This is a genomic window from Aeromicrobium sp. Leaf289 (assembly GCF_001423335.1).
Taxonomy (GTDB): Bacteria; Actinomycetota; Actinomycetes; order Propionibacteriales; family Nocardioidaceae; genus Aeromicrobium.
In genome coordinates, this window is the sequence record NZ_LMNK01000003.1 from 151,018 (window position 1) to 175,338 (window position 24,321).

At 72.3% G+C, this 24,321-nt stretch carries 22 protein-coding genes; 5 read left to right on the forward strand and 17 right to left on the reverse strand.

Features of this window, described 5'->3' with window-relative positions; all coding sequences use genetic code 11:
- The 9 genes from hpf to ASF37_RS11880 form a co-directional block, all read right to left on the reverse strand.
- Positions 1–657 (reverse strand): ribosome hibernation-promoting factor, HPF/YfiA family, encoded by a 657-nt coding sequence (hpf, locus tag ASF37_RS11845; protein ID WP_055968873.1) that lies wholly within the window; start codon positions 655–657, stop codon positions 1–3.
- 30 nt (positions 658–687) lie between these two features.
- Positions 688–1,455, reverse strand: coding sequence for a ComF family protein (locus tag ASF37_RS11850; RefSeq protein WP_056580771.1), 768 nt, complete (start codon positions 1,453–1,455; stop codon positions 688–690).
- Between the two features lie 85 nt (positions 1,456–1,540).
- Positions 1,541–3,325 carry a GerMN domain-containing protein gene (locus ASF37_RS11855; RefSeq protein ID WP_056580774.1) on the reverse strand — a complete coding sequence of 595 codons (1,785 nt, stop codon included), beginning with the start codon at positions 3,323–3,325 and terminating at the stop codon, positions 1,541–1,543.
- The gene (gene mtrB / locus ASF37_RS11860) at positions 3,322–4,815 is read right to left on the reverse strand and encodes an MtrAB system histidine kinase MtrB (protein ID WP_156366811.1); all 1,494 of its coding nucleotides are present in this window, start codon (positions 4,813–4,815) and stop codon (positions 3,322–3,324) included. The genes ASF37_RS11855 and mtrB overlap by 4 nt, the downstream gene beginning before the upstream one ends.
- 91 nt (positions 4,816–4,906) lie before the next feature.
- Positions 4,907–5,599 carry an MtrAB system response regulator MtrA gene (gene mtrA / locus ASF37_RS11865; protein WP_055968881.1) on the reverse strand — a complete coding sequence of 231 codons (693 nt, stop codon included), beginning with the start codon at positions 5,597–5,599 and terminating at the stop codon, positions 4,907–4,909.
- Positions 5,600–5,648: 49 nt separating this feature from the next.
- Complete coding sequence (gene ahcY, locus ASF37_RS11870; RefSeq protein WP_055968883.1) at positions 5,649–7,091, reverse strand: adenosylhomocysteinase; 1,443 nt, start codon at positions 7,089–7,091, stop codon at positions 5,649–5,651.
- 42 nt (positions 7,092–7,133) lie between these two features.
- Positions 7,134–7,304 carry a Trm112 family protein gene (locus tag ASF37_RS16925; RefSeq protein ID WP_082480477.1) on the reverse strand — a complete coding sequence of 57 codons (171 nt, stop codon included), beginning with the start codon at positions 7,302–7,304 and terminating at the stop codon, positions 7,134–7,136.
- An 18-nt stretch (positions 7,305–7,322) separates the two neighbouring features.
- A complete protein-coding gene (locus ASF37_RS11875; RefSeq protein ID WP_056580777.1) occupies positions 7,323–8,684 on the reverse strand; it encodes a phosphomannomutase/phosphoglucomutase in 1,362 nt (453 codons plus the stop codon).
- Positions 8,685–9,020, reverse strand: coding sequence for a DUF3499 domain-containing protein (locus ASF37_RS11880; protein ID WP_055968889.1), 336 nt, complete (start codon positions 9,018–9,020; stop codon positions 8,685–8,687).
- A gap of 49 nt (positions 9,021–9,069) precedes the next feature.
- Here ASF37_RS11880 and ASF37_RS11885 point away from each other — a divergent pair, with 49 nt between their 5' ends.
- Positions 9,070–9,519, forward strand: coding sequence for a metallopeptidase family protein (locus ASF37_RS11885; protein WP_156364657.1), 450 nt, complete (start codon positions 9,070–9,072; stop codon positions 9,517–9,519).
- Between the two features lie 36 nt (positions 9,520–9,555).
- Here the strand turns inward: ASF37_RS11885 and ASF37_RS11890 are convergent, their stop codons facing one another.
- The 3 genes from ASF37_RS11890 to ASF37_RS11900 are packed head-to-tail and all read right to left on the reverse strand — an operon-like array spanning position 9,556 to position 14,114.
- Entirely contained in the window at positions 9,556–10,977 is a 1,422-nt protein-coding gene (locus ASF37_RS11890; protein ID WP_156368189.1) for a DUF5719 family protein, read from the reverse strand.
- Positions 10,974–13,805: a glycosyltransferase family 2 protein gene (locus tag ASF37_RS11895; protein ID WP_082506510.1), complete on the reverse strand. Its 2,832-nt coding sequence runs from the start codon at positions 13,803–13,805 to the stop codon at positions 10,974–10,976. The genes ASF37_RS11890 and ASF37_RS11895 overlap by 4 nt, the downstream gene beginning before the upstream one ends.
- 54 nt (positions 13,806–13,859) lie before the next feature.
- Entirely contained in the window at positions 13,860–14,114 is a 255-nt protein-coding gene (locus ASF37_RS11900; protein WP_055970219.1) for a WhiB family transcriptional regulator, read from the reverse strand.
- Positions 14,115–14,263: 149 nt separating this feature from the next.
- Here ASF37_RS11900 and ASF37_RS11905 point away from each other — a divergent pair, with 149 nt between their 5' ends.
- From ASF37_RS11905 to ASF37_RS11915, 3 genes are all read left to right on the forward strand, one after another.
- Complete coding sequence (locus ASF37_RS11905; protein ID WP_056580790.1) at positions 14,264–14,935, forward strand: TIGR03089 family protein; 672 nt, start codon at positions 14,264–14,266, stop codon at positions 14,933–14,935.
- Positions 14,936–15,011: 76 nt separating this feature from the next.
- Entirely contained in the window at positions 15,012–15,884 is an 873-nt protein-coding gene (locus tag ASF37_RS11910) for an ABC transporter permease (RefSeq protein ID WP_055968907.1), read from the forward strand.
- The gene (locus ASF37_RS11915) at positions 15,868–16,659 is read left to right on the forward strand and encodes an ABC transporter ATP-binding protein (RefSeq protein WP_056580793.1); all 792 of its coding nucleotides are present in this window, start codon (positions 15,868–15,870) and stop codon (positions 16,657–16,659) included. The genes ASF37_RS11910 and ASF37_RS11915 overlap by 17 nt, the downstream gene beginning before the upstream one ends.
- A 13-nt stretch (positions 16,660–16,672) precedes the next feature.
- Here the strand turns inward: ASF37_RS11915 and ASF37_RS11920 are convergent, their stop codons facing one another.
- The 3 genes from ASF37_RS11920 to ASF37_RS11930 form a co-directional block, all read right to left on the reverse strand.
- Entirely contained in the window at positions 16,673–18,307 is a 1,635-nt protein-coding gene (locus ASF37_RS11920) for a CDP-glycerol glycerophosphotransferase family protein (RefSeq protein ID WP_056580796.1), read from the reverse strand.
- Positions 18,301–19,776 carry an LCP family protein gene (locus tag ASF37_RS11925; RefSeq protein ID WP_056580799.1) on the reverse strand — a complete coding sequence of 492 codons (1,476 nt, stop codon included), beginning with the start codon at positions 19,774–19,776 and terminating at the stop codon, positions 18,301–18,303. Before ASF37_RS11925 ends, ASF37_RS11920 begins: the two co-directional genes overlap by 7 nt.
- Before the next feature lie 87 nt (positions 19,777–19,863).
- The gene (locus ASF37_RS11930; RefSeq protein WP_055968914.1) at positions 19,864–21,321 is read right to left on the reverse strand and encodes an LCP family protein; all 1,458 of its coding nucleotides are present in this window, start codon (positions 21,319–21,321) and stop codon (positions 19,864–19,866) included.
- 169 nt (positions 21,322–21,490) lie between these two features.
- Here ASF37_RS11930 and ASF37_RS11935 point away from each other — a divergent pair, with 169 nt between their 5' ends.
- Positions 21,491–22,633 carry an LCP family protein gene (locus ASF37_RS11935; protein WP_055968916.1) on the forward strand — a complete coding sequence of 381 codons (1,143 nt, stop codon included), beginning with the start codon at positions 21,491–21,493 and terminating at the stop codon, positions 22,631–22,633.
- A 48-nt stretch (positions 22,634–22,681) separates the two neighbouring features.
- On the opposite strand, the gene ASF37_RS11940 is transcribed toward ASF37_RS11935, so the two are convergent.
- Together ASF37_RS11940 and ASF37_RS11945 are read right to left on the reverse strand one after the other, a co-directional pair.
- Positions 22,682–22,975, reverse strand: a complete 294-nt coding sequence (locus ASF37_RS11940) for a GNAT family N-acetyltransferase (protein WP_056580800.1) — start codon at positions 22,973–22,975, stop codon at positions 22,682–22,684.
- A 780-nt stretch (positions 22,976–23,755) separates the two neighbouring features.
- Complete coding sequence (locus tag ASF37_RS11945) at positions 23,756–24,298, reverse strand: flavin reductase family protein (protein WP_082506512.1); 543 nt, start codon at positions 24,296–24,298, stop codon at positions 23,756–23,758.
- Positions 24,299–24,321: the final 23 nt, after the last annotated feature.

Consider the following 24,321-nt stretch of genomic DNA (forward strand, 5'->3'; position numbering starts at 1 on the left):
TCAGGGGGCGATCCCGCCCTCGATCGAGCCCGACTCGTCGACGTCGAGGTGGATGACGCCGTAGTCGTAGCCCTTGCGCAGGTACACGACGCTCGGACGCATCGAGTCCTTCTCGAGGAACAGGTAGAAGTCGTGACCGACCAGCTCCATCTCGTAGAGCGCCTGCTCGAGGGTCATGGGGACGCCGCTGTGCGTCTTCTCGCGCACCACGAGCGGGCAGTCGCCCTGGACCTCCACGCCGGCGATCGTGGTGGTCTCCACGTCGGGGTCGTCCTGGCTGCCGTCGAGCAGGTCGGTCGAGAGGTCGGCCGGCATCTCCGCGATCGAGGTGGGTCGACGCTTGCCGTGGCTGATCCGGCGGCGATCGGTCGCGCGACGCAGCTGCGCCTCCAGCTTGTCGATCGCCGAGTCGAGCGCCGAGTGCTGGTCGGTGGAGCTCGCCTCGGCCCGGACCGCCGGCCCCCTGGAGCGCAGGGTCATCTCGACGCGGGCGGCGTGCTCGTGCTGACGAGGGTTCTTCTCGTGGGTGACCTCGACCTCGACGCGGTGGATCTTCTGGCGCTGGTCGTACTTCTCGATCCGGTGCAGCTTGTCCTGGACGTGCTCGCGGAATCGTTCGGAGATCTCGCTGTTCCGGCCGTTGACGACGATTTCCATGGAGGGCCTCCCTGCGCTCGGTCGTGCGTTTCACATATCAGTGACCGTAGACCGCCGGGGGCCCATATTCCAGAGGACGGCCGAGTTCGTCCCGAACGGCGGGTGTCCCCGCCCACGACCCCGGCCCTCGCGGACGTCCCTCGTGGTCGATCCGGGCGCCGGACGTGCTGCCACGACGGCGGCACCGAGCACACCGACGCCGTCGGAGACGAGCACGCGGACGGCCTCGGCCAGCGTGGCCCCCGTGGTGACGACGTCGTCGACGACCACCACGTCCGCACCACCGGTGAGGCGACGACGCGACCGTCGCAGCGCGCCGTCGAGATTCCCACGACGCTCCCGTGCAGCCAGGCCCACCTGGTCCCTCGGCTCCCGCTCGAAGGTCAGGGCGGGCACCACCGTCGACCGCAGCCCCACCGCCTCCAGGCGCCGCGAGGCCTCCTGCACCGCGCTCGTCAGCAGGTCACCACCGCGCCGACGTCGGCCGCGTCTGGTGGTCGGCACCGGCACCAGGCAGACGGCGGGGCCCGGCTCCAGCGCGCACACGGACGCCGCGACGAGCGCACCGATCGTCGGGCCCAGCCGCGTGTGTCCGCCCCGCTTCCAGGCCAGCATCACGTCACGCAGCACACCCTCGTGCTCCCCGACCGCCACGACGGGGACCGGTCGGTCCGCGACCAGGCGCGGTCGCGGTGCGATCCTGCGCCGGCACGGTCCGCACAGGTCCACGGCCGGGCACCCGCAGCCCGCGCAGGCAGCGCCGAGCAGCAGGTCGGCCGCGGCGAGCAGAGGTTCCACCCCACGAGCGTGGGCCGGCCAAGGACCTCGCACCAGGGGTGCCCCGCAGGGTGTGGACGAGGGGGACCACGACCCGTCGGCGGGATCAGACCCCTGGGGACAGCGTGCTCACCGCTCCGACGCCGAGCCGCGTCCAGGTGGCTCCGGGCCCGAGGTACCAGAGCCGGTCGCGCCGGTCGACGGCCCAGCGCTGCTCCCCCGCGACCACGAGGGTCCGAGCACCGACGTCGGGCAGCACCGGCGCGCCGCCGGCCCCGCCACCCTCCAGCTCCGTGCCGTCGGCCATGCCCTCGAAGACCTGCCGCCCCAGGTCGGTGTCACCGAGGAACGCCAGGCGCGCTCCGTCGACCCAGGCCACCGAGGCCGGCCGGCCGACGTCCCATCGCAGCGCGACGGACGCACCGAGTCCCACCACGCGGTCGTCGGCGGACCGCTCCACCGCCCCGATGCGGACCAGGCCGCCCCCGCCGGTGCCGTCCTCCGCCCCCGGCCCGGAACCCCCGCCCGCTCCGTCTTCCGCCCCCGGCCCGGAACCCCCGCCCGCGGTCGTGATGGCGTACCGCGACCCGTCGGGCGAGAGGGCGAACGACGTGACGTCCAGCGACGCGAGCCCCGCCGACGGGATCGACCGCGTGGCGTCGGGCTCGACGACCCGCACCCGCGACCCGCCGCCGGGGCGGTCGACGACGACGAGCACGTCGTCGGGGAGCCACCGGGCCGAGACGAGGTCCGTCACCGCGACCTCCACCCGATCCTCGCCCGTGGTCCTGCGGACCACGAGCACGTCGCCCGAGCGAGACAGCGTGGCCACCCGCGACGGCCCCACGTCGATGGCGGCGGTCTCGTCCGGCTCGACGGCCCACGCCTCGGGCACCGGGCGGATCGTGGCACCCACGATCTCGACGACGCCGGCGTCCTCCCCGTCGAGCACGGCGAAGGGCCCCGACTCCACGGCGCGGGGCACGTACCGCCGCCACGACCCGACCGGCTGGACCCGCTGTCCCCGCGGTGTCAGCACGGTGGCGCCCGCCGAGACCCGCACACCGGTCACGTCGCGGACCTGGCTCAGCGTCCAGACCAGCTGTGCCGCCAGACGCCCCTGGTCGGCGACCGACAGCTGCGCGGCATCAGGCCCCAGGTCGACCTCGGCGACGCCCTCGGCGTCCACCGGGACCGACGGGCGCAGGTCGCCCAGGCCGGGCACGTAGGTCCGGAGCTGGGCGGTGGGGTCGGACGGACCCCGCGCCAGCGACGTCACGAGCGACGTCGCGAGCTGTTCACCCGCCGGCAGGTGCACCACCGAGGGCGCCAGACGCTCACCGGAGCGGTCGAAGAAGAACACCGGGAACGCCCGGTAGTAGTCGGTGTAGAACTTCTCGGTGACCAGCAGGCCCTCGGGTGGTGCCGAGATCCGCCACTCCCCGTCCACCTGCTGCAGGCCGAACGAGCGTCGTTCCCGGGTGGCGGCGGGCTCGACGCGACCGCGCGCGTCGAGGTCGAGCACCCCCCGTGCGGTCAGCTCCACCTGCATGCCGTCGTCGCGACGGTCCGCACGCACGGCGGACACCAGCGGGTCGCGGTAGACGTGCGTGGCGGCGGCCGGGTTCCAGCGCTCCGCCGCGCCCTGCGTGAGGTACTGCTCGGCCACACCGGTCGACGGCGGGAACGCGAGCATCGCGTCGAGGTAGCCGGAGACCACCTGCTGTGGCGTGGCGCCCGGGCTCGGCGGGGCCGGGGCGTAGCGCACCGTGCTCTGGCCGAGGTCGTCGTCCTCGCGGACCTGCTGCACGGTCCCGCCGGTCGGGATGCCCGAGCAGCCTGCCACGACCACCAGGACGGTCGCCGCGGCGACCAGCCGCAGGCCCCTCACGCGAAGACCCTGCGGACCACGGGCAGCGGCGCGACGGAACGTCTGGCCGGGTCGACGACGCGAGGGAGGGTCAGCACGAACTCGCTGCCCTCGCCCGCCCTGCCCCATGCCTGGAGGGTGCCACCGTGCAGCACGGCGTCCTCGCGCGAGATCGCCAGGCCCAGGCCGGTGCCGCCCTGGGTGCGCGCCGGATCGGCGCGCCAGAACCGGTCGAAGACCCGCAGGTTCTCGTCACCCTGCAGGCCCACGCCGAAGTCGCGGACCGCGAGCGAGACCGCGAACGCGTCCTGGGCGACCTCGATCTCGACGACGTCGGACCCGCTGTACTTCGCCGCGTTGGCGACGAGGTTGCGCACGATCCGGTCGATGCGGCGGATGTCGGCCTGCACCACCGCCGGACGATCTGCACCCACCGCACGGCCAACGATGCCGCCGCGCGCCAGGATCGGGTCCTCGGCCGCGGCGCGGGCCACCCGCGCGAGGTCGACGTCGGCGAGCTCGAGCTGCGCCGCTCCCGCGTCGAACCGGCTGAGGTCGAGCAGGTTCGACAGCAGCTCCTCGAACCGGTCCAGCTCCCGCTTGAGGAGCTCGGTCGAGCGAGCCGTCTGGGGGTCGAAGCGACGCCTTGCGTCGAACAGCACCTCGCTCGCCATCTGCACCGTCGTGAGCGGGGTGCGCAGCTCGTGGGAGACGTCGGAGACGAACCGCTGCTGCAGACGCGAGAGGTCCTCGAGACGTCGGATCTGGCTCTGCAGGCTGGCGGCCATCTGGTTGAACGACGTGGACAGCCGGGCGATGTCGTCCTCGCCACTCACGTGCATGCGCTGCTCGAGGCTGCCGGCGGCGTACCGCTCCGCGATGCGTCGGGCCAGCCGGACGGGCGTGAGGACCTGGCGCGACACGATGAAGGCGACCCCGCCGACCATGAGCACCATGGCCAGGCCGCCGAGCAGCAGCGCGTTGCGCACGAGCGACAGCGTCTGCTGCTGCTCGGAGAGGGAGAACAGGTAGAAGAGGGCGTAGGTGTCGCCCGTCCCCGGCGACCGCAGCTGGCTGCCGACCACCACGGCCGGGCTGGCGTCGGCACCCACGAGCGACAGCTCGGAGTAGCGCCAGAACACGCCCGGACCGTCCAGGACCTCCGCTCGCAGGTCCGTCGGCAGGGACCCCGGGGCGAGCTCGGCCGACGAGCGGACCGGCGGTGCCCCGCTGCCGGAGCCGAGCGGCCCCTCGAGCACGAGCTCGTAGGCACGGTTCTCGCTGTCGGTGTCGGTGACGGAGTCGACCAGCTGGGTCAGGGTGGGAGCCTGCGCCTGGGGCTGCGTCTCCACCGCCGCGTCGAGCTCGGCCTGGGCCTTCTCGAAACCCGTCCGGGCCTCGGCCACCGCGGTGTCGCTGCGGCTCTCGGTGAGACCGTCGGCGACCTGCTGCAGCAGCGCCCACCCCACGAGACCCACCACCAGCGCCACGAGCAGGACGGTGCTGGTCACCACCCGCGTCTGCAGCGAGCGACGCCAGAGCGAGGCGACCCGCCGGATCACGTGGCCCGCCGACGCCGGGTGGCCGGAGCCGGCGTCGTCGTCATGGCGCGATGGCCTGGTAGCCCACGCCGCGCACGGTGCGGATCACCTCGGGCGACTCGGCGTCGTCCTCGATCTTGGACCGCAGCCGGGTCATGTGGACGTTCACGAGCTTGGTGTCGCCCGGGTGGTGGTACCCCCACACGCGCTCGAGGAGCACCTCGCGGGTGAACACCTGCTCGGGGTTGCCCAGCAGGCACGCCAGCAGGTCGAACTCCAGCGGTGTCAGGTCGAGCGGACGTCCCTTGCGGCTCACGGTGTGGGCCGCCGGGTCGAGCACGATGTCGCCGAACTCGAGCACCTCGCCCACCGCATCGGTGCGACGCAGGCGCGCCCGCACCCGCGCCACCAGCTCGGTGTTCTTGAACGGCTTGGTGATGTAGTCGTCCGCCCCGGCCTCGAGACCGCGCACCACGTCGGGGGTGTCGGACTTGGCCGTGAGCATGATGATCGGCACGGCCGAGCCGGCACGGATCTGCCGACACACCTTCATGCCGTCCATGCCCGGCAGCATGAGGTCGAGCAGCACCACGTCGGGCTTGAACGCCCCGAAGGCCGTCATCACCTCGTCGCCGGACCGGCAGACGAGGGTCGTGAGCCCCTCGGCCTCGAGCACGATGGTCAGCATCTCGGCGAGCGACGCGTCGTCGTCGACGACGAGCACCCGGTCGCGCTTGCTGCGCCGGTAGCTCATCGACGCTCGACCGCCGTGTGCCGGACCATCGTGCTCGCTCTCACCACCCTCAGTAGCGGTAGAGGTCCGACTTGTACGGCCCCGCCACGTCGACGCCGAGGTACGCGGCCTGCTCCTTCGTGAGCTCGGTGAGCTCGACACCCAGGGCGTCGAGGTGCAGACGGGCGACCTCCTCGTCGAGGTGCTTGGGCAGCACGTGCACGCCCAGCTCGTACTGGTCGGCCTTCGTGAACAGCTCGACCTGCGCGAGCACCTGGTTGGTGAAGGAGTTGCTCATCACGAACGACGGGTGGCCGGTGGCGTTGCCGAGGTTGAGCAGGCGACCCTCCGAGAGCACGATGATCTTCTTGCCGTCGGGGAAGATCCACTGGTGGACCTGCGGCTTGATCTCGTCCTTGACGATGCCGGGGATCTTGGCCAGGCCCGCCATGTTGATCTCGTTGTCGAAGTGGCCGATGTTGCCGACGATGGCCTGGTTCTTCATCTTCTCGAAGTGCTCGACGGTGATGATGTCGAAGTTGCCCGTCGTGGTGATGAAGATGTCTGCCGTCTCGACGACGGACTCGAGACGCTTGACCTCGTAGCCGTCCATCGCGGCCTGGAGGGCGCAGATGGGGTCGATCTCGGTGACGATGACGCGCGCACCCTGGCCGCGCAGCGACTCCGCCGAGCCCTTGCCGACGTCGCCGTAGCCGCACACGACCGCGACCTTGCCGCCGATCATCACGTCGGTGGCGCGGTTGATGCCGTCGATGAGCGAGTGACGGCAGCCGTACTTGTTGTCGAACTTGCTCTTGGTGACCGAGTCGTTGACGTTGATCGCCGGGAAGAGCAGCGTGCCCTCGCGGAAGCGGTCGTAGAGGCGCAGCACGCCGGTGGTGGTCTCCTCCGAGACGCCCTTCACGAGCGGAGCGCGGTTCGTCCAGCGCTTGGGGTCGTTCTCGAGCGAGCGGGCCAGGACGCGCAGCACCTCCTTGAACTCCTCGTTGTCGGTGGAGTCCTGCGGCGGCACGGCGCCGACCTTCTCGTACTCGACGCCGAGGTGCAGCAGCATCGTGATGTCGCCACCGTCGTCGAGGAGCATGTTCGGTCCGCCCACCTCGCCGTCAACACCGGGGAAGTCGAAGACCTTCTCGGCCTCGTCCCAGTACTCGGCGAGGCTCTCGCCCTTCCAGGCGAAGACCGGGACGCCCTGCGGGTCGTCCGGCGTGCCGTGGGGGCCGACGACGACCGCAGCGGCCGCGTGGTCCTGGGTGGAGAAGATGTTGCAGGTGGCCCAGCGGATGTCGGCACCCAGGTCGGCGAGGGTCTCGATCAGCACGGCGGTCTGGACCGTCATGTGCAGGGAACCGGCGATGCGGGCGCCCGCGAGGGGCTTCTTGTCCCCGAAGCGCTCGCGCATGGCCATCAGGCCCGGCATCTCGTGCTCGGCGAGCTCGATCTCCTTGCGTCCGAACTCGGCGAGCGACAGGTCAGCGACGTTGAAATCCATGTCGCCCAGGATACCCGGCCCGCCCCTGGTCCGTGGGGGGAGTCAGGAGAGAGCGCGCGCTTCCTCGACCAGCATCACCGGGATGTCGTCACGGACGGGGTAGGCGAGGCTGCAGGCCTGGCACACCAGCTCCGACGCGTCGTGGTCGACGAACAGCGACGACCGGCACTGCGGGCAGACCAGGATCTCCAGGAGTGCGGGGTCGAGGATCATGCGTCCACTCTAGAGGGCTCAGGACCGGATCGCGGCGAGCACCTCGTCGCGCACCCGTCCCATGGTGGCCTCGTCGGCACCCTCGACGTTGAGCCGCAGCAGCGGCTCGGTGTTGGAGGCCCGCACGTTGAACCACCAGTCGGCGGCGGTCACCGTCAGGCCGTCGAGTCGGTCCTGCTCGTGGTCGGCGTACGCGCGGACGAGTCGTTCGATCACGGCGTCCGCGTCGTCGACCCGACTGTTGATCTCGCCCGACGCGCTGTAGCGGGAGTACTCCGCCATGAGGGCGCTGACCGTGGAGTCGGTCTCGGCCAGGGCGGCCAGGACGTGCAGCGCCGCCAGCATCCCGGAGTCGGCGAGGTAGAACTCGCGGAAGTAGAAGTGCCCGGAGTGCTCGCCGCCGAAGACCGCGCCGGTGCGGGCCATCTCCGCCTTGATCAGCGAGTGCCCGACGGGCGTCCGGACGGGCACTCCCCCGCGCTCGGTGACGATCTCGGGGACGGCCCGCGAGCAGATGACGTTGTGCAGGATGGTGGCGCCGGGCTCGAGGAGCAGGTGGCGCGAGGCCACGAGCGCCGTGATGGCGGACGGCGCGACGACGTCGCCGTGCTCGTCGATCACGAAGCAGCGGTCGGCGTCCCCGTCGAACGCCAGGCCGAGGTCGGCCCCGTGCTCACGGACCGCGGCCTGCAGGTCCACCAGGGTGGTGTGGTCGAGCGGGTTGGCCTCGTGGTTCGGGAAGGTGCCGTCGAGCTCGAGGTACAGACCGATCACCTCGAGGTCGAGGCGGCCCAGCACGGCGGGGACCGTGTGCCCGGCCATGCCGTTGCCGGCATCCACCACGACCTTCAGCCGACGGCCCTCGACCGGCGCCAGGCGCAGCAGGGTGTCGGCGTAGGTGGTCAGGAACTCCAGCGTCTCGACCGTGCCGACCGGTACCGGCACGGCGGACTCCTCGCGCTCGAGCAGCGGACCGGCCGCCTCGGCCATGGCCGCCAGGCCGGTGGACAGACCGATCGGTCGCGCGCCCGCACGGCACAGCTTGAGACCGTTGTCGGCCGCAGGGTTGTGGCTGGCGGTGACCATGATGCCCGGGACGTCGAGCACGCCGGACGCGCAGTACAGCATGTCGGTGGAGGCGAGCCCGATGTCGACGACGTCGGCCCCGCGCGACCGGATCCCGTCGGCGACCGCCCGGACGACGTCGGGCGAGGAGGCCCGCATGTCGCGGCCGACCACGGCGCGTCCCCCGCCGTCCGCGATGCCGACCTCGTCGGCGAAGGCCTCGCCCAGCGCCCGCGCGATCGTGGTGTCGAGCTGGTCGGGGACCCGACCACGGACGTCGTAGGCCTTGACGACAGGGCGCAGCCGTGCGTGCATTCAGTCCTCGTTCGGTGGGGGGACCAGGGTCAGTCCCGGTGGTCCCGGTGCAGGGCGCGGACGTCGGCGGCCCACCTCGCGCACCGCGTCGGCGAGCGCCAGGAGGTCGTCGTGGCTCGGGCGCACCGTGGACGGGTCGGGTGCGAGCCGCAGCACGCTCCAGCCGTTGGGCGCGGACAACCGGGCTGAGTGGGCCTCGCACAGGTCGTAGGTGTGCGGCTCCGCCGCCGTGGCCAGCGGGCCGAGCACCGCGGTCTGGTCGGCGTAGACATAGGTCAGCGTCGCCACAGCCGGCTGGGAGCACGCGGACCGCGTGCAGCGTCGAACAGCACCCACCCGCCGAGCGTAGCCGTGTGATCGGCCTCCGGGCCGTTAGGCTCTCGGTGTGGCGGGACGTCTGCAGCACCTCGGCGGGGCGGTGAGCGGACCCCGGCCCGGTCGGATGCGGGCGCGCCGACGCGCTGCACGCGGGCCACTCGCCCTGCCCGGCCCGTTGTCACCGGCGAGCGTCCCGGCCCACCGGACGCCCCGCGAGGAGTTCGACCACCTGGTCGCCGGTGTGCTCGCGCCGCTCGAGAAGCACTTCGACGCCGAGCCCGACGAGGTCGAGGTCGTCGTCGAGGACGTCCCCCTGCTGCCGGCCGACTGGACCGACGAGGTGCCGCTGAGCAACCTGTCGCGACGCGGCGACGTGGCCCTCGTGGTGCTCTACCGCCGACCGCTCACCGACCGCTGCACGAGCCGGGTCGAGCTCGAGGACCGGGTCTGGGACGTCGTCCTGCACCGTCTCGCCGAGGTCTGGCAGGTCTCCCCCGACGACCTCGATCCTCGCTGACCACGACGACCGGCACGGCCGGGTCGTGGGCGGGGCTCAGGGCGCCGGTCGGACCCGTGGTGCGAGGACGTGCGTCGGGGCAGCGGTCAGCGCCAGGCTCGCTCTCCGGTCGCCGTCGCTGAACTGCGCCGCGCCCACCACGCCCCCGGTCGAGCGGACCACGAGCGACGTCACGCCGTCGAGGTCGAGCTCGTCGTCGGGGTCCACCCCGATCGTCGTGCCCGCGGGGACCGCGACCTCGGCACGCGACACCACCTCGAGGTCGGCGTCGCGGGCCTCGAGGACGACTCGTCGGTCCGCGTCGGCGCCAGGGGCGCTGAGCACGAGCTCGGGCACGCCGAGGCCTCCCTTGACCGGCACGACCGCCGGGCCGGTCCACGGTCCGACCGCCTCCGTCGTCGCCGTGTCGTCACCGGTCGGGGACACCGAGGCCGTCGCGACGACCGGGGTGTCGGCGACCAGGCGGAGGGCGACGCGTCCCGACCCCGCGCTGCGCGGGACCTCGACCGACACGACCCGCCCGGCCCCGACCTTCACCTCGCCCAGGCCCTCGGGGACGAACGCACCGTCCGATCCCAGCACCTCGACCGCGACACGGGCCGTCGACCCCGACGGGTTGAGCACGTGGAGCGTGCGGCCGCGTTCCCCGGCCGGGAGCCCGGCCACCACGAGACGGCGCGCGGGCTCGGGTGCCGGGCTCACGAGCTCCGAGCCCTGCGAGGCGCCCGTGGAGGTGTCGAGCACGGAGACCGCGACGGCGCCTCGACGACGGGAGACGTGCACCCCGAGGTCGGGCTCGCCCGCCGCGAGGTCGGCCAGGGGCACCGTGCGGGTGTCGCCCGGCTCGACGACGAGACCGTCTCCGCCCACCGCGTCGACGGGGCCGTCCGCCGACCACAGCGACACGTCGACGACGGCCGGGGTGTCGGCGAGGTTCGTCAGCACGAGGTCGCTCAGGTGGCGCTGACCCGACCCGAGCCCGGCGTACCAGGCGTCGGCGACGACGCCCTGGCACCGGCCGACGACGAGACCCTCGCCCTGGTCCTCGTCGAGGGTCCCGGAGACGAAGCCGACCGCGCCGGACCCCGTGCCGCGCTGCGTGACGACGAGCGCGTCGGCGTCGTCGCCCAGCACGTCGTCGAGCTCCGAGCGGACCCAGCTCCGTGGGTCGGCGGCACCGTCGACGGCGGCGCCACCGGGCAGTGCTCGAGCCGAGGTCGAGGATCCGGCGTCGACCTGGCCCGTCGCGAGGTCGGGCGCACCGGTGCAGGCGTACGTGGTCTCGCGCGCGGGCACCGGGCGCGGCGCCTCGGTGGACCCGGGCGCGGCGGGCGTGAGCCCTGCCGCGACGACCAGGCCTGCCGCGATCACCGGCAGCAGGGCGAGGGCGAGCCCGCGACCACCGCCGGGGGCGGATCGAGATCGCGATCCACCGCGCACGCGTGTTCCGCCACTCATGCCCGGACCTCCTCGGCGTCGTCATCGAGCGCGCTCTCGCGGCGCCGGACCGGTGCGGTGAGCACGATGGCGAGCAGCCACAGCACGAGCTGACCGCCGGCGACCCACGGCCGCCACGGCACCCCGTCGACGGCGGGCGGCGCGGCCGGCTCGACCATCGTCCAGACGCGCGACGTCGGCGCGTCGCTGCCCGAGGGCTCCAGCAGGGGTGCGGCGTCGAGGGCCCGGGCCACGTCGGCGTCCACGTCGGGGGCGTACACCGCGTCGATGCCCAGGGCGCCCAGCCGCCGGATCCCGTCGGCGCCCGGCGCCGACAGCACCGACTCCACCGCTGCCGTGAGGTCCGCCGTGGAGCGCTCGGACGGTCGCAGGCCCTCCTCGCCGATCACGGGCCCCTCGCCGCGGACGACCGAGACCAGGACCCCCTCGGCCGTCGAGCCGGAGACGACCAGCGTGTCACCGGGACGCTCCGTGAGGAAGGCCGGGACGCTGTCGGGACGCGCCCGGTCGATCGGGTCGGCGACACCGCGGGCCACCCACCAGACCCCCGTGCCGACGGGCAGGACCAGCGCGACGACCAGGACCGCGACGCCTGCGCTCCGGCCCCGGTCGGCCATCAGGGTCGGCACGCCGACCAGTGCGGCCGTGCCGAGCGCCAGGACGACGGCCCCGACCGGGACGCCGACCCACGGCTGCACCGGGACCGGGCTTCCCGGGACGGCACCGTCCACGACGACGCCGACGACCGCGACCGCCAGGGCCAGCAGTCCGAGCACCCAGCACACCCCGGCGACCGAGCGCGTGGCCCGCGGCAGGAGCGCGAGGACCGCCAGGACGACGAGCCCCGCCCCGAGCCAGAGGGGCGACTGCTCCGGCGAGCCCGCCCGGCCGACGACGAGTCCGAGCGCGGTCCGCCACCCGGGCCCGGCGCCGGGAAGGAGCTCGCCGCTCTCCCACCACCACAGCATCGGGTGCAGCACCCGGGTGAGCAGCCACGGGCCCACCAGGACCACGGCGACCGCCATGCCGATCAGCGCCGGTCGGGCGAGCCTGCGGTCGACCAGCAGCAGGACCCCGAGACCGAGGACGGCCAGCAGGAGCACCACGGGGGCGAAGGCCGTGCCCACGGCCACCCAGATCCCCCACCGCAGGGCCGTGCGACGCGGTGCCTCCCCGTGATCGGCCAGCTGCAGCGTCGTGGTGACCACGACGGGCAGCACCACGAGGGCGACGACCGTGCCGAGCCGACCCTCGGAGACCGCTCCGGTGGCGACGACCGTCAGCGCGTAGCCGACCGCCCAGACGATCCGCAGCCTGCGGTGGTCGGTGAGGCGCCGTCCCAGACGGTGGGCCGTGAGCCCGGCCAGGGGGACGGCCAGCAGCAGGAGCGGTCCGACGACGAGCCCCGGCGCGAACCACACGGGCGTGGAGGCGAGGGCCAGCAGCAGCACCGTCGTGGGCACCGGGTCGGTGCTGCCCAGGCCGACGTCGTGGCTGCGCTCGAACCAGATCCGCCACCACTCCCCCGCCGAGCCGGGGGTGGCACCGAGCGCCCCACCGGTGAGCGAGCTCCCCGCCGGCCCGACGAAGAGCCCCCGGGCGGCCAGGAGCGAGAGGAGCACGAGCACCGACACCGTGACGAGCCAGGGCCTCCGCCTCCACAGCGACGGTCCGTCGTCGAGGGGCGCGTCGCCGACGCCCTCGTCGGCCGTGGACCGGCGTCCCGTCGTCTCGACGGACTCGGGTCGCACGAGCGCCACGACCGCGTCGCGCGCGGCGTCGTACCCGTGCCGGTAGGGCAGCCAGAACGGCGCGAACAGGTGTCGGACCTCCCGGTCGTCGCGGCGGGCGGTGCCGATCCGGCTCCGCCGGGCGTCGCGCAGCCGGCCGGGGTGTGCGTAGACGGAGACCAGCGCCTGCAGCTCGTCGCCGGCCGCCTCGGGGTCGCGGGCGACGAGGAGACCCAGCGTGCGCAGGAGGGTCCCGGCCAGCAGCCGGAGGTACTGCCACCAGAACCGGCGACCGGACACGTTCGCGAGCTGCACGTGGAGCGCTGCCCGTCGCTGCTCCCAGGGCTCGACGTCGCCCGCCACCCGGCGCCGGGTCCCGCGACGCGAGGCCTCGGCGTGGAAGAGGACGGCCCGCGGGGCGATCCGGGTGCGGTACCCGGCCCGTGCCACGCGCCAGCCGAGGTCGACGTCGTCGAAGTACAGAGGGAGCTCGGCGTCGAGCCCGCCCAGCTCGTCCCACACGTCGCGACGCACGAGCATGCCGGCCGTGTTGACCGCGAGCACGTCGCGCGGCCAGTCGTGCTGCCCGGCGTCGGGCTCCCCCGTCTCCAGCCCGGTCTCCCTGGCACCGGTGGACGTGACGGTCAGACCCACCTCGACGAGGCGCCGCAGGGACGGCCACTCGCGGATCTTGGGACCGACCACGGCGATGTCGTCGGCCGTGGTGGCCTCGTCGAGGAGGGCGGCCAGCGTGTCGGGACGCACCGCCGCGTCGTCGTGCAGGAGCCAGATCCAGTCCGTGCGCGGCATGGCCGAGACCGCCCGGTGGACGGCCTCGCCGAAGCCGGTCCCGGCCGGCGCGTAGGTGATGCGGTCCGCACCGAACGAGGAGCGGACCAGGTCGGCCCCGTCGTCGGTGGAGCTGACGTCGACGACCCGCCACAGGGTCGGGTCGTGCTCGAGGGCGGCGAAGGAGGCCAGCACCTGCGGGAGCCACCGGGCTCCGTTGTGGGTGACGAGGACCGCCCCCACCGTCGGAGGCGACGATCGCCAGGCGGGGACGACAGGTGCCTCGTCGTCGGTACCGGGCTCGTCCATGCCCGCCAACTTAGCGGGGGGCGAAAGTGCGGCCGGGTGTGCCCGGACGCCGCCTCAGGCGCGCTTCTTGAGCTTGCGCCGCTCCCGCTCGGAGAGCCCGCCCCAGATGCCGAACCGCTCGTCGTGGGCCAGGGCGTACTCGAGGCACTCGCCCCGGACGTCGCAGGTGAGGCAGACCCGCTTGGCCTCCCGGGTCGACCCGCCCTTCTCGGGGAAGAACGCCTCCGGGTCGGTCTGGGCACAGAGCGCACGCTCCTGCCACATGAGCTCCTCTTCGGGCGACAGTGGCAGACCCAGATCGAATGACATGTCCGTAATTACACGCCTGGTGCTGCCATACGTCAAGCGGAATTGCACGATCCGCGGAACCTCCGGCGTGTCGCGCCGCCTTCCAGGGGCCGCGCCGTGCTCACCGGCCCCACCCGACCGCGCTCGCGCCACGGCGGGAGGATGGACCCATGCCCACCCTCGCCGACCTCCTCCCCGCCGTCCGCGAACCCGGGCGACCGCTGCTCACCTGGGACGACCGCACGACCGGCGAACGGGTGGAGCTGAGTGCCACGACCACCGCCAACTGGGTCGCGAAGACGGCGTCCCTGCTCGTCGACGAGCTCGACGCCGAGATCGGGACCCGCGTCCGGATCGGCCTGCCGAGCCACTGGCTGCGCTTCGTGTGGCTGCTCTCCTCCTGGACCGTGGGGGCGGTCGTCGTCGACCGCGACGCCGACATCGGGGTCAGCGGCCCCGACCTCGTGGGCGACGAGCCGGTGCGTCTGGCCGCGTCGCTGCGTCCGCTCGGTGGCCCCTTCGTCAGCCCGCCGGAGGGATTCGTCGACCTCGCCACCGTCGTCCCGGGGCAGCCGGACGCGTTCACGCCCCTCGACGTCCCGCACGCCGGGTCGGCCGCGCTCGACCTGGCCGGCGCGGACCCGCTCGACCACGCCGGGCTCGTCGAGCTCGGCGCTCCCGATCCGCGGCGGGTGCTCGTGGAGCCCGGCGACCTCCGCCGGGACGCGCTGCTCCTGGTGAGCGCCCTGCGTGGTGGTGGATCGCTCGTGGTCGTGGCTGGTGCCGACGCCGACCAGCTGGAGCGCGTGGCGCAGCAGGAGCGGGCCCATGTCCACCCCTGACCCATCCACTACACTTTCGACGGCTGCATCCCCTTCCCCGCCCGCCGCCGCGACGACAGAAAGGCCCTCCGCCAGGATGAGTCGTCACCGCGCGATCGCCAGCAAGACGGGCGGGACCCACGGGCTCACGAAGGTGGGTGGACGGCCGCCGCTGCTCCGCTACCTCGCCGAGGTCCTCCGGCGCCGCGAGTTCATCTACTCGCTGGCGCGCTACCGGCTCGAGGCCGAGAACGGGCGCAACCGGCTCGGCATGGGCTGGGTCGTGCTCAAGCCCCTGCTCAACGCCGCGGTCTACGGACTCGTGTTCGGCTTCCTGCTGCAGACCAGCCGCGGCGTCGAGTCGTTCGTGGCGTTCCTCGTCATCGGGGTCCTGATGTTCGAGTACTTCTCCACGTGCTTCACCACCGGCGCGAAGTCGATCACCTCCAACGCCGCGCTCGTCCAGAGCCTCAGCTTCCCGCGCATGTCCCTCCCGCTCGCCCTCGTGGCGCAGCGGTTCATGCAGTTCGTGCCGATGGTGGTCATCATGGCCGCCGTGGCGCTGGCCTACGGCAGCGTGCCGGACGTCGAGTGGCTCCTGCTGGTGCCGCTCGTCCTGCTCTTCACGGTGTTCAACACCGGGCTCACGCTCATCACGGCGCGTCTCACGGTGCACTTCCGCGACCTGACGCAGCTGCTGCCGTTCGTCTCGCGGTTCTTCTTCTACACGTCGGGCATCTTCTACAGCATCGACCAGCGCTTCGACGCGAACTCGATCTTCCGGACCGTCGCCGACGCCCAGCCGATCCACGAGTTCCTGTCGCTGGGTCGGGCCATCCTGCTGGACGGGCCCTCGTACACGATGCCCTGGCACTTCTGGGCGTACGCCTCCGCCTGGTCGGTGGCCGTGCTGGTGTTCGGCACCATCTACTTCTGGGCGGCGGAGGAACGTTATGGCCGAACCGACTGACGACACGGGCCTCGACAGCGCCGGGCCGACGGGGGAGCTCACCCGACGTCCCGTCGTGGAGGTCGTCGACGTGCACGTGGAGTACAAGGTGCTGGCCACCGGCAAGCGTGCGACCGCGGCCGACGCGGGGCGCAAGCTCATGCAGCGGTCCCGCAGCACCCGCACCGTGCACGCCCTCAAGGGGGTCTCGTTCACGGCCTACGAGAACGACAGCATCGGCGTCATCGGCTCCAACGGATCGGGCAAGTCGACGCTCATGCGCGCGATCGTCGGCCTGACCCCCACCTCCAAGGGCGCCATCTACGCGTCGTCACGGCCGAGCATGCTGGGGGTCGGCGCCGCGCTCATCAAGGACCTCTCGGGCGAGCGGAACGTGATCCTGGGCGGACTGGCGCTCGGTCTGTCCCGCGACGAGATCGAGGCGAAGTACGACGAGATCGTCGAGTTCTCCGGCATCCGCGACTTCATCGACCTGCCGATGCGCACCTACTCCTCCGGCATGACCGCGCGCCTGAAGTTCGCGATCGCCACGGCGCGCGACCACGAGATCCTCATCGTCGACGAGGCGCTCGCCGTCGGCGACAAGGGCTTCCGCGACCGCAGCGAGGCCCGCATCCGCGAGATCCGCGACAACGCCGGCACCGTGTTCCTGGTCAGCCACTCGATGCGCTCGATCCGCGACACCTGCAACCGGGTGATCTGGATCAACAAGGGCGTCCTGATGATGGACGGACCGCCCGACGAGGTCATCCCCGCCTACGAGAAGTCCAAGTAGCCGCGCCCTCCGGTCACGACATCGCCTCGATGGCGGCGACGGCCCGGGCCGCGCTTCCCTGGTCGCCGGCATGGGCGAAGAAGCGGTGCACCGCGGCGTCGGCGGCGGGGTCACGCCGCCCGGCGTCCAGCCGCTCCACCACCGCTGCGACGGCGGCGTCGACGTCGCGCACGACGGTGGCGATGCCGATCTCGTCGACCTCGAACGCGTGCGGGCGCCCGGCCTGCTCGAACGCGGGGTCGACGTGGGCCGCCACCACCGGCAGGCCGAGGAGGGCCGCGTCGAACAACGTCGAGGAGTAGTCGGTGAGGAAGACGGAGGCGCGGCGCAGCACCGCACCGAACTCCTCACGCTCCTGGTCGACCAGTCGCACGTCCGACCGGGCGTCCACGAGGTCGGCGAGCAGCCCCCGCGCCTCGTAGTGGGGCAGGACCTCCAGCACGGCGCCGTGACGCTCGAGCGCAGCAGCCAGCGCGGGGTGCTCGACGACCCCACGGACGAGCTGCGCGTACCCGGACTCCTCCACGCCACGGACGGGGCCACCGCCGCCCTCCCGGTAGGAGGGCACGACCAGGTCGGCCCGCCACGTCGGCGCGAAGAGGACCCGAGGCCCCCCGGCGGCAGGCTCACGGAGGAGCAGGTCGTGGCGAGGCAGCCCGGTGAGCACCGCACGGTCCCCGTACCCGAGCCGTCCGGCGATCCAGTCACGCTCGGCCGCTGCGGACGTGAGCACGAGGTCGTACCCGGCGACCAGCCGCCCGATGACCGGCGCCAGGTCGCGGTAGACGACGCCGTGCTGGAGGAACACCCGGCGGGTGCCGACCCGGGGCCGGACGTGGCGCACGTAGTCGTCGCGTCCCCACGCCTCCGGGATGCCGTAGACGTCGGGGTCGAAGGCGTTGACGAGGTGGCTGGCGTGCCACAGCAGCAGGCGGTGCCGCCACGACCCGTGGGCCACCACGCGACCGAGCGGACGCATCCGGGCCCAGCCCGGGGTGCCCCGCTCGACGACGTAGTACGCCCGCAGGTCGCGCCGGTGCCGGCGCAGGTGCGCGAAGAGCGCAGCGCCGTTGTCCTGCGCGGTGTCACGTCGCTCCCCCACCAGCCAGAGCGGGCGGCGGTGCATCCACCCGGTCAGGGCACGGACGACCCGCCAGCCCCAGAGCGGCTCACGCCGGCGCACCGCACGCAGGTCGGAGCGGCGCCTCAGCCGCGCCGCCGCACGCTCCCCACCGTCGAGCAGCTCGACCACGACCGCGTCGCCGTCGGCTCGCACGTCGAGGGCGACGTCGCCGTGGGCCCCGAGGGTGGCGTTCCTGAACAGGGCCCGTGTCGGGCGGAGCCGCAGCACCCGGCCCTCGACGGCCATCTCGGGGCGGACGACGCCCCGCGGCCACGCGGCGAGGGGCACCTCGACGACCAGTGCGGACCAGGGGCCGTACCGAACCCGGCGGTCCGGTCGTTCCACCCATCGCGCCCCGACCCGGACGTCCCCGAGCCGCAGCTCTGCGTCCAGGCCCGGCCGCTCGTCGACGCGGGTGTCCGGCACCCGCAGGTGGGCGTGCAGCGTGACCGTGCCTGCGTCGGCGTCCACGTCGATCGCGTCGACGAAGCCCTTCGAGCCCTCCAGGTCGGCGGCACTCAGCACGCGGCGTCCAGGTCCTCGACGTTGTTCGCCGCGGCCTGGCTCGGGTCCTCCGAGGGATCGGTGGAGGGCGTCTGCGTCGGGTCGCTCGGGTCCGGCGTCGCCGACGACTCGGGCTCGGCCGACGTCTCGCCCTTGTTGGCGTCGCCACCGTGCGTCTCGATGATGGCCTGCTTGATCATGTCCTGGATGAGCGGGTAGTCCGGGGTCACCGTGGAGACGACCGGCGGGACGAGCGAGACCGTGCGGATCTTCGTGTTGCGGGCCTTCAGGGCCATGTCGGCGAACTCGCCGAGCGCCTCCGAGGGCATGTTCGTCGACAGGAGCTCCGCGCCCGACTTGGCGATGTCGGTGGCGTTGAGCAGCACCGTCTGCGGACTCATCTGGTCGAGCATCGCGACCATGAGGCACTTCTGGCGTCCCATGCGCGTGTAGTCGTCGGACTGGATCCGGCTGCGGGCGTACCAGAGCGCCTGGTTGCCGTCGAGGTTCTGGCGTCCGGGCTCGATGTACGTCTGCTTGTAGGCGTCCTCCTTGCCGAACATCGCGAGCCGTGTCTTGACGTCCATCTCGACGCCGCCGACCGCGTCGACCAGGGAGCGGAAGCCCTTGAGGTTGATCATCACGTAGTAGTTGATGGAGAGGTCGGTGACGCCCTCGACGGCGTCGATGGTCGCCTCGAGCCCGGGGTCGACGGCACCGGGGTAGAGGTCGCTGCGGTTCTCGGCGGCCGTGTGCACGGCGTTGAGCAGGCACTCGGAGCCGCAGTTGTAGCCGAACGGGTACAGCTGGTGCATCGGCGACGACTCGCGGAACGGCACGTTCTGCAGGTTGCGCGGCAGCGAGACCAGGACCGTCTTGCCGCTCGAGGCGTCGATGCTGGCCACCGTCATGGAGTCGGGCCGGATGCCGGTGCGGTCCTTGCCGGAGTCCGAGCCGATGAGCAGGATGTTGTAGCGACCGGCCAGCGGAGGGCTCGTGGTCTCGGCCGAGAACACCTCCTGCACGGCGTCACGGCTCGCCGTGCTCACGCGCGAGGCGTAGACCGCCGAGCCCAGCACACCGACGACCAGGGCGGTGTTGAGCACCACCACGACGCCGGCCCGCGCGGGCGTCAGGCGCAGCGGACGCGCGAGGCGCCAGGCGTCGATGAAGAGGGCGGCCCAGGCCACCGCGAGCACGCCGACGCCGATGCGGAAGACCTGGAGCACGTCGGGGTCGGTGACCAGCCCGATGATGCCGGCGCGGTCACCTCGGTAGGTCCACACGAGGTAGCCCAGCCCGGCGAGCAGCAGCACGTACACCGTGAGAGCGATGCGACCGACCCAGCGGTTGCCGACGGCCAGCTGCGCCGATCCCGGTGCCACGGCCGACATGAGGCACAGGCGGAGGGCGCGACGGAACCGCAACCGGGGTGTCAGGTCGTCGACGTCGGGTCCACGGCTGAGCACCTTCGCGCGACGACGTGTCATGGTTCCTCGGTCTCGAAGTGCTGGCGACGCACCATTATCGCTCACCGCGCCAAGCCCTCTCGTCCACGACCCGTGAGCACGGCGTGATCAGCAGGACGAGTCGAGGTCGTCGCTCTGGTTCGCCTTGGTCGGGTCCTTCGCGTCACCCGCCGACGAGGGCACCGACAGGGACGCGGCGAGGATGCCGTCCTTCGCCTGCTTCTTGCCCTCGGCCTTGTCGATCGCCTTGGAGATGAGCGAGCGCACCTTGTCGTAGTCGGGGTTGCCGGTGAAGATCACCGGAGGCACGAGCGAGACCGACGAGATGGGCTGCGCCTTGGCCTTCAGCGCGAGGTCCATGAACACGTTGAGGTCACGGGCCGGGATGTCGGTGTCGAGCAGCGTCTTGCTCGAGTCGGCGATCTTCTCCACGTTCATGAGGACCTTCTTGGGGCTGAGCTCGCGCAGCATCGCCGTCATGACGCACTTCTGGCGGCCCATGCGCGAGAAGTCGTTGTTGAGCACGCGGCTGCGGGAGTACCAGAGCGCCTGGTCGCCCGTGAGCTTCTGGCGTCCGGGCTCGATGTACCCACGGATCGGCGAGCCGATGCCGCCGATCGCCGTGCGCTCCTGGACGTCGATGCTGACACCGCCCACGGCGTCGATCAGGTCGGAGAAGCCCGCCATGTTCACGAGGGCGTAGTAGTTGAGGTCGAGCCCGGTGATGGCCTCGACGGCGTCGATCGTCGCCTGGATGCCGGGAGTGCGGTGCCCGACCTTCTTCACACCCATCTGGGCCGCGTTGTCGTCGGCCCACGTGTTGACCGCGTTGAGGTAGCAGCCGTCGCAGTCGAACGTGGACGGGAACTCCTTCTTCATGAACGAGTCGGAGGGGAACGGCACGTCCTCGAGGTTGCGCGGCAGGCCGATGAGCACCGTGCGGCCGGTCTCGGCGTCGATGCTGGCGACGTTGAGCGAGTCGGGGCGCATGCCCGAGCGGTCCTTGCCGGAGTCGGTGCCCATGAGCAGGACGTTGTAGCGGCCGTCGACGGGCTTGGAGGTCGTGGAGGCAGCGAACACGGTGTCGAGCACGCCGGTCTGGACGCCCACGAGGTGCGCGCCGAAGAACATGGCGCCGGCGGTGACGAAGCACAGCGCGCCGTTCAGCCCGGCGACCCAGAACCGGTGCCGACGGGCGAGGCGCAGCGGCTGGCCGAGGCGCCAGGCGTCGACGATGAGGACCATCCAGAACAGGGCGCCGCCGATGAGGGCGTACCGGACGGGCGTCAGGATCCGCCCGTCGGTGAGGAGCATGAACAGGCCGGACCGTGAGGTCAGGGCGAGCACGAGCACGAGGGCACCGACCGCGAGGCAGCCGAGCCAGATGCGCAGGGCGATGCGGCCGATGCGCTTGTTGCCGGTGACGATCTGGGCCGAGCCGGGCATGACCAGCGTCATGACGGTCAGCGTGAGGGCGCGGCGCAGCTGGATGCGCTCGGAGGCCGCGTGGGCCGCCGCCGGGCCCGTCGAGGGCGAGTGGGGCGAGGTACGGGTGTTCTCGTGCATGTCGTCCTCAGAGGTCGCTGCCGGGGGAAGAGCAGGGCGAGCAGGTCGCGTCGATCGTCACACAAACTCTGTACCCGAGGTCGAGGGCGCGCCGGGACGAGCAGGTTTCTGCGTGGCGCCACCGCGCAGAAGCACCGCCGACGGGTACCGCTCGGATAGGTTCGGACCCATGCCAGAGCAACGCCCCGAGGACAGCTACGGATGGTTGTACGGCTCGGGCGACGACCGCGACGCCGATCGCGACCGCACCCGGCAGCAGCCGCAGCAGACCGTGCGCCGAGACGAGCTGCCGCCCCCCAACCTGCCCCCGCCCGGGTCGAGCCGCCGACCCGCGGCGGAGCCGCCGCGCAGGAAGCGCGGCCGACGCGGGCCCGGGCGCGTCGTGGCTCTGCTGCTGCTGGCCTGGCTCGCCTTCCTGGTCGGCACGCCTCTCTACGCCTACTCGACCGCCTCGAAGATCCCGTTCCAGCCCGAGGCCGAGGGTCCGGGCGACCAGCCCGGGACCACCTTCCTCATCGTCGGCTCGGACAGCCGGGCCGGACTCAGCAAGGAGGAGCAGTCCGAGCTGAGCACGGGCGGGGACGGCGGAGGTCGCGGACGCACCGACACGATCATGCTGCTGCACACCGGCGCCGGTCCGTCGATGCTCATGTCGATCCCCCGTGACTCGATCGTCGACGTGCCGGGCTACGGCTCGACCAAGATCAACGCGGCCTACGCCTACGGAGGCGCTCAGCTGCTGACCCAGACCGTGGAGCAGAACACCGGCATCACGGTCGACGACTACGTGGAGATCGGCTTCGGCGGGCTCGTGAAGGTGGTCGACGCCCTGGGTGGCGTCGAGATCTGCCCGAAGGAGGACATCAAGGACAAGGACTCCGGGCTCGACGTGAAGGCCGGGTGCCAGGAGGCCGACGGTGCGACGGCGCTGGCGTACTCGCGCAACCGCCACAGCTACGCCACGCAGGACATCCAGCGCGTGCAGAGCCAGCGCGAGGTGATCAGCGGCATCGCGAAGAAGGCGGCGTCGCCGTGGACGATCGTGAACCCGGTCCGGTACTGGGGCGTCAACACCGGCGCGGCCAGCGCGGTGCAGATCGGCGAGGGCACCAACCCCTACGACCTGGTCAAGTTCGCCCTGGGTCTGCGCTCGGCCATGGGGTCGGACGGTCTGAGCTGCACCGTCCCCCTGGCCGACTTCTCGGTCCGCTGGGACGCCGAGCGCAGCCAGCAGATGTTCGACCTCGTCAAGGCCGACCGCACCGGGAGCATCGGCGACCTGTGCACGGCCGACGGCCTGCCCAAGGACTGAGCGGCCGAGCCGCCGGCCACCGGGCCGGTCGGCGCAGATCCCAGCAGGTCAGCGTGGGGCGTTGAACTGCAGGTCCTGGTAGTCCGGGTGGCGCCCGATCCAGGCGAGCACGAACGGGCACGTGACGAGCGCCTTCGCCCCCCGGGCCCGCGTGTCGTCGAGGATGCCGCGTGCCAGGAGAGAGCCGATGCCACGGCCCTCGTTCTCGCGCGGCACCTCGGTGTGGGTGATGACGACCAGCTCGTCGGTGCGCTGGTACTCCACGAAGCCGAGGAGCTCGTCGCCGAGGCGCGCCTCGAACCGGCTCTTGCCGGGCTGGTCCTCGACGGTCAGCTCTGCCATGGGACATCCTCTCGGTCGTGCGCCGCACCAGTTCCGTACGAGTGCCGCACCAGGATCCTGTCACGTCACGGAAGGGCCTCAGTCGGTCTGGGTGGTGCGGGTGGGTAGGCGGGGCGGGGGTCGGCTTCCGCTCGCTGCTGCGTCGCAGTGGCCGCGAGTCGGGGTGGTCTCCCAGGGCCTCGACCGGAACGGTGGGTCTCGAATCGGCTGGGTCTGCGGGGCGCGACTGGGCCTTCTCCTGTTGCTGCGTCGCTGTGGCTGCGAGGCCGGTCGGTCTCCGAAAGGGCCTCGACCGCAGCCGGGGGTCTGGGCTCGGTTGGGTCTGCGGGGCCTGGCCACGATTCTCCATCTGCGCGTGATCCACGCACGGTTCTTCCTTCGCGTGGACCGTGCCACGCAGAGGAAGAATCTCTGCCCACCCCACACGCACCGGGGCCCCGGCGGACGCAGGATGCTGCCTTCGCGTGCTCAAGCCCGAACGATGCTGCGTTCACGACGGGATCCGACCGCGAACGCAGCATCCTCTGCCCCCTCACGCACGAACGCAGAATCTTGCGTCACCGGGAGCCGCGCTCCGAGTGCTCGACCGAGCCCGGACCCCGCCGCCGGTCGAGGCCCTTTCGGAGAGCAGGTCGACGACGGGCCACAGCAACGCAGCCGCAAGGCACGACCCAGCCGGAGCAGCGAAGCAGCAACCGAAAGCCCACCTCGAGCAACGCACCCGCAGGAGAACACGGAGACCACCCGACCGCGACGCGGCGGCCGAGTGGAACCGCCTCGTCAGCGGTCGCTGATCGCGCCCACCGTCCGGTACGTCCGGTCGTGGTAGACCAAGGGCTCGCCCACGGGACCGAGCTGCACGTCACGGACCTCGGCGACCACGACGACGGACTCCCCCACCGGCACCCGCGCGAGGGGCACGCACCGCAGCGACGCGACCGCCTCGGGAAGCGTGGTGCCGACGTCGTCGGACGCCCAGCCCTGCTCGGGGACGAAGCGCGCGCCGGCCGACCGGCCGTAGGCGTCGGCCAGGTCGGCGAGCCCCGAGGGGAGCAGGTGGACGTCGAGCTCCGCCGCCTCGGCGATCGCGCTGCCGGACGTGCTGGACGTCAGGACCGAGAACGAGAGCGCCGGTGGGTGGGTGGACACCGAGGCCACGCTGGAGGCGGTGAGTCCGACCGGACCGTCCGGACCCGTCGCCGTGATGATCGCGACGCCGCTGGCGTGGCGTCGGAACGCCGCCTTCAACAGCTCGGCCACACCGGCGGAGCCGTGGGTCGAGATCGCCTCGGCCCCGGTCTCCACGTCCGTGCGCGTGCCCATGCCGTCTCCCTTCCTCGTCCTCA

What these genes read in the sequence shown, in the direction of transcription:
- hpf (WP_055968873.1), bottom strand. Translation starts at nt 657, where the DNA reads ATGGAAATCGTCGTCAACGGCCGGAACAGCGAGATCTCCGAACGATTC.
- mtrA (WP_055968881.1), bottom strand. Translation starts at nt 5,599, where the DNA reads ATGAGCTACCGGCGCAGCAAGCGCGACCGGGTGCTCGTCGTCGACGAC.
- ahcY (WP_055968883.1), bottom strand. Translation starts at nt 7,091, where the DNA reads ATGGATTTCAACGTCGCTGACCTGTCGCTCGCCGAGTTCGGACGCAAG.
- ASF37_RS16925 (WP_082480477.1), bottom strand. Translation starts at nt 7,304, where the DNA reads ATGATCCTCGACCCCGCACTCCTGGAGATCCTGGTCTGCCCGCAGTGC.
- ASF37_RS11875 (WP_056580777.1), bottom strand. Translation starts at nt 8,684, where the DNA reads ATGCACGCACGGCTGCGCCCTGTCGTCAAGGCCTACGACGTCCGTGGT.
- ASF37_RS11890 (WP_156368189.1), bottom strand. Translation starts at nt 10,977, where the DNA reads ATGAGTGGCGGAACACGCGTGCGCGGTGGATCGCGATCTCGATCCGCC.
- ASF37_RS11895 (WP_082506510.1), bottom strand. Translation starts at nt 13,805, where the DNA reads ATGGACGAGCCCGGTACCGACGACGAGGCACCTGTCGTCCCCGCCTGG.
- ASF37_RS11900 (WP_055970219.1), bottom strand. Translation starts at nt 14,114, where the DNA reads ATGTCATTCGATCTGGGTCTGCCACTGTCGCCCGAAGAGGAGCTCATG.
- ASF37_RS11905 (WP_056580790.1), top strand. Translation starts at nt 14,264, where the DNA reads ATGCCCACCCTCGCCGACCTCCTCCCCGCCGTCCGCGAACCCGGGCGA.
- ASF37_RS11910 (WP_055968907.1), top strand. Translation starts at nt 15,012, where the DNA reads ATGAGTCGTCACCGCGCGATCGCCAGCAAGACGGGCGGGACCCACGGG.
- ASF37_RS11915 (WP_056580793.1), top strand. Translation starts at nt 15,868, where the DNA reads ATGGCCGAACCGACTGACGACACGGGCCTCGACAGCGCCGGGCCGACG.
- ASF37_RS11925 (WP_056580799.1), bottom strand. Translation starts at nt 19,776, where the DNA reads ATGACACGTCGTCGCGCGAAGGTGCTCAGCCGTGGACCCGACGTCGAC.
- ASF37_RS11930 (WP_055968914.1), bottom strand. Translation starts at nt 21,321, where the DNA reads ATGCACGAGAACACCCGTACCTCGCCCCACTCGCCCTCGACGGGCCCG.
- ASF37_RS11935 (WP_055968916.1), top strand. Translation starts at nt 21,491, where the DNA reads ATGCCAGAGCAACGCCCCGAGGACAGCTACGGATGGTTGTACGGCTCG.
- ASF37_RS11940 (WP_056580800.1), bottom strand. Translation starts at nt 22,975, where the DNA reads ATGGCAGAGCTGACCGTCGAGGACCAGCCCGGCAAGAGCCGGTTCGAG.
- ASF37_RS11945 (WP_082506512.1), bottom strand. Translation starts at nt 24,298, where the DNA reads ATGGGCACGCGCACGGACGTGGAGACCGGGGCCGAGGCGATCTCGACC.